The sequence below is a fragment of the Clostridium sp. D43t1_170807_H7 genome (assembly GCF_015555905.1).
GTDB lineage: Bacteria > Bacillota > Clostridia > Clostridiales > Clostridiaceae > Clostridium.
On sequence record NZ_JADNLK010000007.1, the window covers coordinates 136,624 to 150,089 of the forward strand.

At 28.1% G+C, this 13,466-nt stretch carries 11 protein-coding genes and 1 pseudogene; 11 read left to right on the plus strand and 1 reads right to left on the minus strand.

All coding sequences use genetic code 11. The annotated features are described in order from the left end of the window. The 10 genes from I2E98_RS06405 to I2E98_RS06450 all read left to right on the plus strand — a co-directional run bounded on the left by I2E98_RS06405 (nt 1) and on the right by I2E98_RS06450 (nt 9,819). Entirely contained in the window at nt 1-1,245 is a 1,245-nt protein-coding gene (locus I2E98_RS06405) for a restriction endonuclease subunit S (RefSeq protein ID WP_195468131.1), read from the plus strand. 20 nt (nt 1,246-1,265) lie between these two features. Next, a complete protein-coding gene (locus I2E98_RS06410) occupies nt 1,266-1,658 on the plus strand; it encodes a hypothetical protein (protein ID WP_195468132.1) in 393 nt (130 codons plus the stop codon). Between the two features lie 82 nt (nt 1,659-1,740). Beyond that, nucleotides 1,741-4,839, plus strand: coding sequence for an HsdR family type I site-specific deoxyribonuclease (locus tag I2E98_RS06415; RefSeq protein WP_195468133.1), 3,099 nt, complete (start codon nt 1,741-1,743; stop codon nt 4,837-4,839). A gap of 73 nt (nt 4,840-4,912) precedes the next feature. After that, nucleotides 4,913-5,581: a SprT family zinc-dependent metalloprotease gene (locus tag I2E98_RS06420; protein WP_195468134.1), complete on the plus strand. Its 669-nt coding sequence runs from the start codon at nt 4,913-4,915 to the stop codon at nt 5,579-5,581. Between the two features lie 64 nt (nt 5,582-5,645). Beyond that, on the plus strand, nt 5,646-6,302 hold the full coding sequence (locus I2E98_RS06425; RefSeq protein ID WP_195468135.1) for a hypothetical protein: 657 nt from the start codon (nt 5,646-5,648) through the stop codon (nt 6,300-6,302). Nucleotides 6,303-6,306: 4 nt separating this feature from the next. Continuing rightward, on the plus strand, nt 6,307-6,528 hold the full coding sequence (locus I2E98_RS06430) for a PC4/YdbC family ssDNA-binding protein (RefSeq protein ID WP_195468136.1): 222 nt from the start codon (nt 6,307-6,309) through the stop codon (nt 6,526-6,528). A 29-nt stretch (nt 6,529-6,557) separates the two neighbouring features. Beyond that, nucleotides 6,558-7,274: a hypothetical protein gene (locus I2E98_RS06435; protein ID WP_195468137.1), complete on the plus strand. Its 717-nt coding sequence runs from the start codon at nt 6,558-6,560 to the stop codon at nt 7,272-7,274. A 157-nt stretch (nt 7,275-7,431) separates the two neighbouring features. Beyond that, nucleotides 7,432-7,572, plus strand: a complete 141-nt coding sequence (locus I2E98_RS06440) for a hypothetical protein (protein WP_195468138.1) — start codon at nt 7,432-7,434, stop codon at nt 7,570-7,572. Between the two features lie 294 nt (nt 7,573-7,866). Beyond that, on the plus strand, nt 7,867-9,384 hold the full coding sequence (locus tag I2E98_RS06445) for a DNA methylase (RefSeq protein WP_195468139.1): 1,518 nt from the start codon (nt 7,867-7,869) through the stop codon (nt 9,382-9,384). Nucleotides 9,385-9,405: 21 nt separating this feature from the next. Then, nucleotides 9,406-9,819, plus strand: coding sequence for a hypothetical protein (locus I2E98_RS06450; protein WP_195468140.1), 414 nt, complete (start codon nt 9,406-9,408; stop codon nt 9,817-9,819). A gap of 381 nt (nt 9,820-10,200) precedes the next feature. Here the strand turns inward: I2E98_RS06450 and I2E98_RS06455 are convergent. Further along, a pseudogene (locus I2E98_RS06455) lies at nt 10,201-11,368 on the minus strand (IS3 family transposase). 187 nt (nt 11,369-11,555) lie between these two features. Here I2E98_RS06455 and I2E98_RS06460 point away from each other — a divergent pair. Then, nucleotides 11,556-13,259: an AAA family ATPase gene (locus tag I2E98_RS06460; RefSeq protein ID WP_195468141.1), complete on the plus strand. Its 1,704-nt coding sequence runs from the start codon at nt 11,556-11,558 to the stop codon at nt 13,257-13,259. Nucleotides 13,260-13,466 lie beyond the last annotated feature (207 nt).

Here is a 13,466-nt window from a genome sequence, read left to right on the forward strand (position 1 = left end):
ATGAGTGAGACAGAGTTAGGTTATAAGCAAACAAAAATCGGAAAACTACCAAATGATTGGGAAGTGAGTAAGTTATCAGATGTGTGTGAAATTAAAGGGGGTAAAAGATTACCAAAAGGGTATGAGCTTCAAGAACATAAAAATAATATACCATATATAAGAGTAGCTGATATGTATATGGGAGGTATATGTTTAGATAATATAAAATATGTTCCAGCCGAGATAGCAGATAAAATAAAAAATTATAAAATTAGTTCTAAAGATTTGTTCATTTCTGTCGCTGGGACTTTAGGAATTGTAGGGGAAGTACCTGAAGAATTAGATGGGGCAAATTTAACTGAAAATGCTGATAAATTATGCAATATTAAGATAGATAAAAAATATCTATTAAATGTATTGCAGTCAGAAGTTATACAAACAATAATACTATCAGAGATGACTAATAATGCACAACCTAAATTAGCATTAACAAGAATAAAAGAGTTTTTAATACCTATTCCTAGTATTGAGGAACAAGAAAAAATAGCAGAAATTCTTTCAACTTGGGACTCTGCTATAGAAAAACAAGAGCAACTTATTGAAAAGAAAAAAGAGTTTAAAAAAGGATTAATGCAGAGACTTTTAAGTGGAGAAGTTAGATTTAATAAAGACAATGGTGAAAGTTTTCCAGAATGGCACAAAGTAAAGTTAGGTGAATACTTAATTAAGCATAATGAAAAATCGGAATTTAATAATCAATATCCAGTATTAACTTCATCTAGAAAGGGAATTTTCCTTCAGAGTGATTATTATGCAGGGAATGATGTAGCTAGTGACGATACGACAGGATATAATGTTGTTCCAAGAGGATATTTTACATATCGTCATATGAGTGATGATTTAATATTTAAATTTAATATTAATGATATAGTTGATAAAGGCATAGTTAGTACACTTTATCCGGTATTCACTGTTAAAAACATGGATTCTTATTTTTTAAGAGCTAAACTTAATGAGGGCGATGAATTTAAGAGATTTGCATTAGCACAAAAACAGGGTGGTTCTAGAACTTATATGTATTTTTCCAAATTAGAAAGCTTGCAAATGAATATTCCTTCTTTAGAAGAACAAGAAAAAATTTCAGAAGTGTTAAAATTAGCTGATAAAGAAATTGAACTATTAGAAAAAGAATTAGAAGCATTAAAGCTACAAAAGAAAGGTTTAATGCAAAGATTATTAACTGGTGAAGTTAGAGTTAAAGTTTAATATAAGGGGATAAAGAATATATGAAAAAATGGTTATTTCCATGCAATTTAAGTAAGTATGATATATTAGGTAGTTTTTTAAAAAATGGTTTTGTTGATTATGGAACCAATTTAAATATTACAGAAGGCGATGAAGTATTTATATATACAGGTGCTCCATATAGTGCAATATTTTTAAAATGTAGGGTTAGAGCAATATTAAAATCACAGGAGACCATAGATGATAGTGAGTTTAATGTATCGGATAATTCTTTTAAAGAGAAATCAAAATATGTTAGATTAGTACCAATAAAAAATTACTTAAATAAAATAGACTTAGTTAATCATATTAAATTACAAGAAAAGGGACTTAAGGGATTTAGTTTTCAAGTTGAGATATCAAGCGAAGTTGGTAAATATTTAGATAATATATAGCATAATAGGTAGAGGTATTTAATCTCTGCCTATTATTTTGTATAATTATACTATAATGTAAAGCAAATCAGGGGGATGTGACATGGATAATCCATTTTTAGAAGAGTTTGACCAAAAAAATGTTATAGAATTACTTAAGAATATGGGGTATATATATCTTTCACCAGAGGAATGTAATTCTGCTAGAGGTGAAAGACTTAAAGAAGTTATATTAAAAGACATAACAAGAAAACAGTTAATGGAGATGAATAGCTTTGAATATAAAGGTACAGTAAGAAAGTTTAGTTCTAGTAATATTAATAAAGCTATTGAAGCATTAGATATGCCATTAACAGAAGGTTTAATTAAGGTTAATGAAAAGATTTATGATGAAATTATTCTTAAGAAAAGCTTAGAAGAGTTTTTAGAAGATGGGACAAAGAAGAATTTTTCATTACAATACATAGATTGGGAAAATCCAAGAAATAATGTATTTCATTTTACGCAAGAATTTGTGGTAGAAAAACAAGATCAATCAACTAAGGAAAAAACAAAGAGACCAGATATAGTTCTATTTGTTAATGGTATTCCTTTTTGCGTAATTGAATTAAAGGCAAGTTCAGTATCTTTAAAGCAAGGTATTTCTCAAATGATAGGAAACCAAAAGAAAGAGAATATTCCACATCTTTTTAAATATGTTCAATTAGTATTAGCAGGTAATACTAGAGAAGTTAGATACGCCACTACAGGAACACCAGCTAAGTTCTGGGCTGTATGGAAAGAGGAAGAAAAGTTAGATGTTGAATCTTTAGTTACAGGAAGATTAGCAACTGAGCTTGATAGAACAATTATATCTTTATTAAATTTAGATAGAGTTCTTGAAATAATTAGAGAATACACTTTATTTGATAATAATATTAAGAAGGTAGCAAGATATCAACAATACTTTGGAATTAAAAAGACATTAGAAAGAATTCAAACTTTTGATAATACAGGAAAAAGAAACGGTGGTCTTATTTGGCATACCCAAGGAAGTGGTAAGTCATTAACTATGGTTATGCTAGCTAGAGCTTTAAGAAGAAGAATAACTAATGCAAAAATAATAATAGTTACTGACAGAAAAGAATTAGATTCACAAATTAAAAAGACCTTTACACAAAGTGGATTTAGTAATGATATTATACAAGCTGCAACTGGAAGTCATTTAAATAGTCAATTATTAAGTAAGGAAAGTAAAATAATTACTACTATTATTAATAAGTTTGATAAAGTATTTAATGTAGGTTCAAAAATAGATGATCCTAATATATTTGTTCTTGTAGATGAATCTCACAGAACTCAAAATGGACAACTTCATGCAAAGATGAGAAAGGTTTTCCCAAGTGGTTGTTATATAGGATTTACAGGAACACCTCTTATGAAGAAAGAAAAAAATTCATTTACCCAATTTGGTAAAGAAATTCATAGGTATACAATTAATCAAGCTGTAGATGATAAAGCAGTATTACCGTTATTATATGAAGGAAGATTAGTTGACCAATGGATTAGTGATGAAGCTGGGCTAGAAAGAAAGTTTGAAATGATTTCTAGAAACCTTAATGATGAACAAAAAGAAGATTTAAAGAAAAAGTGGGGAAGGTTTCAGAAGGTTGCATCTTCAGAGAGAAGATTAGAAATGATTGCTTTAGATATAAACGAGCATTATAAAAATACTTGGCAAGGTACAGGTTTTAAAGCTATGCTTGCAACTTCTTCAAAGTTTGAGGCTATAAGATATCATCAAATATTTGAAATGTATGGGGATGTTAAAACAGCATTTGTTATATCATCAGCTGATAATAGAGAAGGTAATGAAGATATACATGATGAAAATAAGCTATTAGTTCAAAAAGAGTTAGAAAGAATAGTTAGAGAATATGGCAATCTTGATGATTATGAAACTAAAATTAAAGAAGAGTTTTGTGATGGTGATGATGTAGAAATTCTAATTGTAGTAGATAAATTATTAACAGGTTTTGATGCACCAGTAGCTGCTGGCTTATATGTTGATAAAGAATTGAAAGAACATAAATTATTACAAGCTATAGCAAGAGTTAATAGATTATATGAAGGTAAAGACTATGGATATATTATTGATTATAGAGGTCTTTTAGGTAACTTAGATAAGGCGCTAACTTCATATAGTTCATTAGAAGGTTTTGATGAAGATGATATAAAAGGTGCAGTTATAGATATAAAGAAGCATTTAGATGAATTAAAAGCTAATTATTCATATCTAAAAGATATTTTTAATCCTATAAAAAACAAAGAGGATAAGGAAGAATACGAAATATATCTTGCAGATGAAAGTAAAAGACAAGATTTCTATGAAAGACTTAAGAATTATGCTAAGAGCTTAAATATATGTTTAGCTTCACAAGGTATATTAGATTTGCTATCTAAACAAGAATTAGATAATTATAAGAAGGAATTAAAATTCTTTAGTAATTTAAGAAAAAGTGTAAGACTAAGATATCATGAAGAGGTTGACTTTGGTGAATATGAAGAGCAAATGCAAAAGTTATTAGATACTTATATAAGTGCCAATGAAGTTAATAGACTTACAAAGCTAGTTAATATATTTGATGATAAAAACTTTGATGAAGAGATTCAAAGAGTTCAAGGTAAGAGGGCAAAGGCAGATACAATAAGAAATGCAATAGATAAAGTAATTACTATGAAGTATGATGAAAATCCAGCCTATTATGAAAATTTAAAGGACAGAATAAATAGAGTTCTTGAAGAGTATAGACAAAAGAGAATTTCTGAAGAAGAATATCTAAATAGTATGAATGACGTAATGAATGATGTAAGAAATGGATCAGTAGAAGAAACATATCCAGGACCAATTGTTAATAATAGAAGTGCCCAAGTTATTTATGATAACATCAAAGAAGATATATATGAACCAATAGTATCTAAGGTTGCAGAAGAACAATCAGAATACATTGTTGCAAATACTTCATTAGAGTTTGATGAAATTATAAAAGGATATGCAGCAAAACCAGATTGGACTACAAATACGGATATTCATAATAAAATAAGTCAAGACTTAGAAGAGAAGCTTTGGGATATAGAAGATGAATATGGTGTATCTTTAGATACAGATAAAATATTAGAAAAAACAATAACAATATCTATTAGAAAATACGGAAATAGATAAGTTATAATAAAGCTTATATGTTTTCATATAAAAATTAGTGAGTAAAGATGAAGTTATCATCTAGGAGAAAGCTATGAAAGAGAAAATTGAAATTCATAAAAAGAAAGTAAAGAATGTAACATTAAAAGTTAAAAGAGATGGGAGCATTCATTTAACAGTACCGGAAGCAGCTACAGATGATTATATAGAAAGAGTTATAGCCAATAAGGAAGAATGGATAGAATCACAATTAAAACATTTTAATGAGAATTACAAGAAGCCTAAAGAAAAAGAAATGGTTAGTGGAGAGAGCTTTAAGTATCTTGGTAAGAACTATAGATTAAAGATAATTGAATCTAATGAAGAGTATGTAAGGCTATATAGAGGCTATATTGAAATACATGTTAAGGATAAAAATAATACTGCTAAAAAACAAGATCTACTTAAAAAGTGGTATCAAGAAAAAGCAAAAAAGAAGTTTGCAGAATTAGTACATGAATATGAACAGATAGTAAAAGAAGAGGTTAATAGTATTAGAGTTATAACAATGCAAACAAGATGGGGTAGCTGTAATGTTGAAAGAAAAAATATTAATCTAAATTTAGAGTTAATTAAAAAGCCACGTTATTGTATTGAATATGTAATACTTCATGAGTTGGCACACTTAAAGTATCCTAATCATGGTAAGCAGTTTTGGGAGTATATGAGTGTTCACATGCCTAACTGGGAGTGGAGAAAAAATAAGTTAGAGTCAATAAATTAAATATTATATAAATAAAAAATAAATAGAAGAATATATTAGATTTACATTAAGGGATGAGAGAATTATGTTTGAATTAATAACACAAAGTGAAGCAGATAGGATTATACAGATATTAAATGAAACTAGATTAAAAGAAGATATTAATATAGAAGTATTAGATGGTAAATATAAAATTAATGCTTTTGATATTACAGAGAGCTATAAATCAGAACATTATGGAGATAACATGAATGAATTTTACTTAATGGACAATCATAATAAGTATAATGTTTTAGAATATAAAAATAAATTGTATGAAGTTTTTGTAAATTTTGGAGAGTGGGGATATAAAACAAGATTGAATAACACCCACATTACAGTGGGTTCATCTAAATCCCATGACTATAGTTTTCAATTAGAATTATCTCAAGCTATTAAAGATAAAGAAAATCTTTATATTGTAAAAAATATAACCAATTTAGCTGGTAGTGGGGCTTTGGTTAGATTATATAGAGGTTTAGGTAAAGATAGAACAAAAAAGGAAAATAGAAGACAAAGATTTATAGAAGAGTTTAATAGTAGAATATTAAAGTATGAAGGTAAAGAGTGGATTGTTATATCAAAAATATTATTAGATGATTTGTTTGATGATAATAAAAATGAAGAAATTTTTTATAATTTATTAAATTCTATATTAAAGGCAATGCTTTTAGTAGAAGGAATTGGAGATATAGAGATATAAAATTATGGCAGATATAAAATTTGAAATAAAAGAAACTGTTGGTGTTATAGCTGAGTCAGCTAAAGGATGGAAGAAGGAATTAAATTTAATAAGCTGGAATGGAAAAGAAGCTAAATATGATTTAAGAGAATGGGCTCCGAAACATGAGAAGATGGGTAAGGGGGTAACTTTAACAAAGGATGAATTAAAATTATTAAAAGATTTACTAAATAGTATGGAAATATAAAAGATAGATTAATAGTGGGGGTTACTGGTATGGATTTAAAGTTATTTGAATTTTTAGCTGAAGAAGTACCAAGTTCAGTAGGAGATATAAGAGAAGCATTAGATTTGTTAGCAAGTTCTATAGATAGTGCAATAGAGCGAGTAGGAGAAAAAGCAAAGCTATCAATTGATAATAAAGAATATAGTAAGATAAATCAATTAATAGATAATAGTAAAGAATTAGATTCTATAAGTAAGAAAATACAAGAGGTAATAGGCGACTTAGATACGATTATAGATAATAGAAATATAGAGGAAGATTCTAAGAAAATAGATGAAGTTGATGAGAGGTCTATACCAAACTATAGTGATTATTTAGTAGATACAGAAGTTGAGCATAATTTATATGAGGACTTAACACATAAAAGACCCTGTGCATTTAAAATAGAAGGCACAAGAGTTGAAATAAAAGATTGGAAAGGTGCTTTAGTAAAAACTATAGATTATTTAGCTAAAAAGGATCCAAGCATTGTTAGAAGTTTTGTTGATGATTCTAAGATGAATGGTAAAAAGGTAATATATTTTTCAAGAGTTAAGTTACCAACAATGAGAGCAGTAGTAGAAATAAAGTCAGTTAATATATATGTTACAACTAACCTTAGTGCTAATGGTATTAGAAACTTATTAATTAAAATATTAAATAAATATAATATAAGATTAAGTGATTATAAAATATATCTTAAAGCAGATTATTCAGAGTTACATTAATTTTAAGGAGCCACCGGTATTAATATCGGTGGCTTAAATTTTGCAAAATAGATTTACTTTTGTAAGTAATTAGAATAATATGTTATAATATGTATAAAAATAATTGTAATAATTTACGAAATAATATAAGGTATAGAGAATTATGAAGGATAGAATTTTGAAGATAATTGAAAATGAAGAAGAAAATGATTTCGTTAATTATAAGCAGAAATTATATAGTAAGGAGAAAAAGGGGGATTTTATAAAGAAGGTACAAAATAATGAGCATAGTAAAAAGAAAAAGTGCTATAGAGTTTAATAGGTTTTTTAGGCAAAATCAACTAATGGAATTAACATAAATTAACTTCATATTGAAAAAATAGATAAGGGTATAAATAAAGATATTGAATCTATAGATCATGTATTAGTTATATGGTGTGCTAAATCCCCTACAAATGATTTTACATCAGTAGTTGGATGCTATAAAAATGCAACTGTTTACAGAGGATACCAAAGTGTTGAATTTATTATATACCTTACTTTTGAAAATGGATTATTAATACATAATATAGTACAATAATAAAAGAATAAATTTACAAAGGAGGAGACTGTGATGATATCAGGTAATAAAACATACATAGCAATAGATTTAAAGTCCTTTTATGCTTCAGTGGAATGCATTGAAAGAGGACTAAATCCTATGACAACTAACCTTGTTGTGGCAGATGCTGCTAGATCAGAGAAAACTATTTGTCTTGCAGTTTCACCTTCTCTTAAATCCTTTGGAGTACCTGGTAGACCAAGGCTTTTTGAAGTTTTGCAAAAGATTCGTGAGGAAAATATTAAGCGTAAAGCTTATGCACCTAAAAGGCAGTTTACAGGTGCTTCTTATAGTATAGATGAGCTGAGGTCTAATTCGTCAGTTTCAGTTGACTATATTGTTGCTGTACCACGTATGGCTCTTTATGTTGAATATAGCACTAGAATTTATAATGTTTATTTAAAATATATTGCACCAGAGGATATACATATTTACTCTATAGATGAAGTGTTTATTGATGTAACAGCATATTTAAAAACCTACAAAATGTCTCCTCGTGATTTAGCTATGACAATTATTCGTGATGTATTAAAGACAACTGGTATAACTGCAACAGCTGGTATAGGTAGTAATCTATATCTTGCTAAGATAGCTATGGATATTGTTGCTAAAAAGATGCTACCTGACAGAGATGGTGTGAGTATTGCAGAGCTTGATGAAATGTCTTACAGACAGTTATTATGGAATCATAAACCTCTAACATCATTTTGGAGAGTAGGTAGAGGGTATGCCAAAAAATTAGAAGCAAATGGCATGTACACTATGGGAGATGTTGCAAGAATGTCTTTATCACCTTATGGAGAAAAGTTATTGTACAAGCTTTTTGGAATAAATGCTGAATTATTAATAGATCATGCCTGGGGGTGGGAGCCTTGTACATTAGCAGATGTTAAAGCATATCGACCAGCTACAACAAGCATAAGCTCAGGGCAAGTACTTTTATATCCATATTCCTTTGATAAAGCAAGGCTAGTAGTAAAGGAAATGACAGATGCTCTTGTATTGGATTTGGTAGATAAAAAGATGGTAACAGATCAAATTGTTTTAACTATTGGATATGATATTGAAAATCTTAAAAATAAAGAAATAAGTAGACAATATACAGGTGAAATCACAATAGATGCATATGGAAGAAAGGTTCCAAAGCATGCTCATGGAACTACTAATATTCATAAACAAACATCATCTACAATGTTAATAATGGATGCTGTATTAGACTTATATGATAGAATTGTAAATAAAAACTTGCTTATTAGAAAAATAAATATTGTTGCAAATAGGTTAGTGGATGAAGAAATTGCAACAAAGAAAATAACTCATCAGCAAATTGATTTATTTACAGATTATACTGCATTAGAGAAACAAAAAGAGCAAGAATATCAAGAAGAATCTAAAGAGAAAAAAATACAAGAGGCTATATTGTATATTAAAAAGAAATATGGTAAAAATGCTTTGCTTAAAGGAATGAACTTGGAAGAAGGAGCTACTGGTAAGGAACGTAATAACCAGATAGGTGGACACAAAGCATAAGAATATAAAGGATGTGAAAGTATGGCTGAAGGATATGATGATATTATAAATTTACCTTATAAAAAAAGTAGTACAAGACCACACATGAAACTAATTGACCGTGCAGCTCAATTTTCACCATTTGCAGCACTAACAACTCATTCAGATGCAATAAAGGAAGCAGGGAGACTTACTAGTGAACGAATTACATTAGATGAAGATTCTATGCAGATATTAGATAGTAGATTTCAGATGCTTTTAGAGAATATAAGTGAACATCCAAAGGTTACCTTAACTTACTTTGTTAAAGATAACTATAAATCTGGTGGTGAGTACGTAGAAGCAACTGGTAAAGTTAAGAAAATAGATGGAATTGAACCTATAATATATTTAGAGGATGGTACAAAAATAACTATGATGGATGTAATAAATATTAGTGGAGATATATTTAAGTAACAAGCTCTCAGAGGAAAACTTAGTAGATGATATTCAACTAGTAGAGAGGGCGATAAAACAAAAATTAAAGACTAAGAATAAAATAAAACTAAGGTCGATGAAGGATTTATATATTAAGGGATATAAGTCTTTTGTTTTTTTGGAGGATAAAAGAAAATAGATTTATTAAATTTTACTTTAAGTGACAGTCCAAATAATTTCAAATTACTGTTTAATCAACATGAAAATTAGGCTATAAGAAAAGATAATAAGAAAGTGAAAGATGTAAGATATAGGATGGGTAACGGAAAAACTTTTATAGATGCTTTAAATGAAACTAAAGATTTTAAAAATTCATTATGGTCTTATGTCAATATATTGGACACAAAAAGTAAAACTTTTTTATATGGCACTTCTAGCTAGTAATTCATATTGATCTGGTGTCATGTAATTAATAGAAGAGTATAGCCTTTTTCTGTTATACCAACCTTCAATATATTTAAATATAGCTATATTAGCTTCTTCGAAGGTACGGTATGTATTTCTATAGATTTCTTCCTTCTTTATTGAAGAATGAAAAGATTCTATACAAGCATTATCATATGGACAACCTTTTTTACTAAATGATTCTATAATATTAAACTTTTTACATAGCTCTTTTAAATCATTACTAGTATATTGAGAGCCTAAGTCTGTATGAAATATTAGAGATTTATTTTTATCAGGATTTTGCTTATAATAAGCATTTTTCAAAGATTTAATAACTAAATCATTAGTCATTCTTTTACCGAAAGCGTAGCCAATTACTTTTTTAGAGTGTAAGTCAAGAACTGTGGCTAAATAACACCAACTATCTTTAATAGTATGAATATATGTAATATTTCCTACCCATTTTTCATTAATAGAATTAGTTGTAAAATCTCTCTTTAAAATGTTTTCTAAATTTTCTGCTACTTTTTTATTTGAATTATGTTTGTGTTTTTTTACAGTTATTGAATGAAATCCAAGTTATGTCATTTTCATTTGAACTCTCTTTAAAGATACATTAAAGCCTTCTGTACCTAGTATATGATGAATACGTGGAGCTCCATATATACCTTTATTAGCTTTATATATCTTATAATAGCTGCTTTTAATTCTTCATTTTCTATTTCTCTTACAGATTTAGTTTTATCAAAAGATTTATAATATGTGCTTCTGGCCACGCCTAGAACGGTACACATAGTCTTAATATCATGTTTGGCTTTATTACTATCTATAAATTCTATTACTACATATAATTTCTTGTTGCAAATATGGCCATAGCTTTTTTGGCTAAAGCCCGCCTGTGGTGTAATATTTCATTTTCATCTTTAATCCTTGCCATTTCCTTTTTTAAAGCTTTTACTTCTTTTAAGGTCATAACTTCATTTTCATCTATTCTAATTTCTTTTACGTCTTTAACCCAACCGTTAATTGTTGATTTTGCAATGCCATATTCGCTACTTAGCTTTGCTAAGCTCATTCCTGACTTAAATAACTCTACTATCATATTTTTGTATTCTTGATCGTATCTTTTTCCACTTGCCATAATGGATACATCCCTTCTTATCTAAATACTATTTTACTTAGTTCTACTTATCGTGTCCACTACTTTATACTAACACCAGAGAGTATTGAGTTTAAGTGACTGTTCAAATAATTTCAATATTATTGTTTAATCAACATATAAATTAGGATATAATAAAAGGTAAGAAATAAAGTGGAGGTAAGGCAAAATGGAGCAAAAACCACTTCCAATAGGAATAGATAATTTTGAAATGTTAATAACAAGAGGGTATTACTTTGTAGATAAAACTTTTCTTATAAAGGATTTATTAGATAATAAGGCTGCAGTAAATTTATTTACTAGACCAAGAAGATTTGGTAAGACATTAAATATGAGTATGCTTCAATATTATTTTGAAGATAAAAGAGATCAGTTTACTGGAGAGAAAATAGACAACTCTTATCTTTTTGAAGGATTAAATATAAAGGCGGAAGGAGAAAAATATACTAAGTATATGGGTAAGTACCCTGTAATTAATCTTTCTTTAAAATCAGCAAAGCAGCCAACTTATAAAATGGCATATGAATCATTGATAGATGAAATAATGAAAGAATATAGAAGACATAATTTCATTTTAAATAGTGATAAGCTTTTACAAAGTGAAAAGAAAATATTTTTAGATATTTCAAATGGAGAAGCAAAAGAAATAGAATATGCAAAATCATTACAATTTTTAAGCAGTTGTTTAGAGAAATACTTTGGCAGTAAAACAATAATATTAATAGATGAATATGATGTGCCACTAGAAAATGCATTTTTTGAAGGGTTTTATGATGAAATGATAAGCTTTATAAGATCACTGTTTGAATCAGCATTAAAAACAAATCCATCATTAGAGTTTTCAATTATAACGGGATGTTTAAGAATATCACGTGAAAGCATTTTTACAGGACTTAACAACTTAAATATTATTTCAATTTTAAATAATAGATATGCAGAATATTTTGGTTTTACAGCAGAAGAAGTTGAAGAATTATGTGATTATTATAATATTCAAGAGAAATATGAAACTGTAAAAAAATGGTATAATGGGTATACTTTTGGCCATAAAAATGTTTATAATCCTTGGAGTGTTGTAAAATATATTTACGATGTTTTAGGAAATAGTCATGTATTCCCAACATCATACTGGGCAAATACAAGCTCAAATAGTATAGTGAAAAGTCTTATAGAAAGAGCTGATGATATAACTAAAGGCGAAATAGAGGCTTTAATTGAAGGAAAAACTATAGAAAAACCAGTACATGAAGATATAACTTACGATGATGTTTATGATAACTTAGACAATTTATGGAACTTTATGTTCTTTACAGGGTATTTCAAAAAGATAAGTGAAAGAATGGATGAAAATACTCAAGAAAAGTTTGTAGAGCTAGCAATACCAAATTTAGAAGTTAAGTATATCTTTAGAACTAAGATACTTAAATGGTTTAATGAAAAGATAAAAAGCGAAGATTTATCGATTCTGTATACTTCAATTATAAACGGAGAAGTTGATGTATTTCAAAAGGAAGTAAATAGGCTATTAAAGAAGACAATAAGCTTTAATGATGCATATGAAAACTTTTATCATGGATTTATGATAGGATTATTATCACATATGGATGGTTACATTGTAAAATCCAACAGAGAAACTGGTGATGGAAGATGTGATATTTATATAAAACCACTATCAATTTTTGATAAAGCAGTAATAATTGAAATGAAGGTTTGTGATAAACCAAAAGAACTATTTACAAAGCCACAGGATGCTCTACAGCAAATTGAAGATAAGAAATATGCATATGAGCTTAATGAAAGCGGTTATGAAGATATTATAAAGTATGGAATGGCTTTTTATAGAAAAGATTGTATTATAAAAATAAAAGAATAGTAGCCAAATTTCAAGAAAAGAACTAGGATAATACACCTAGTTCTTTTAATTTGTGTGTGCCCTGTTTAGCACAGACTAATAGTATCCCAAATAATATTTAAAAATTCTTCCACCTAGTATTTTCCAATACTTATATACACATACTAAATGGTAATAATATGGTATATAAGGATGTGTGGAAGGTGATAAATTTGAATGAAAAACAAG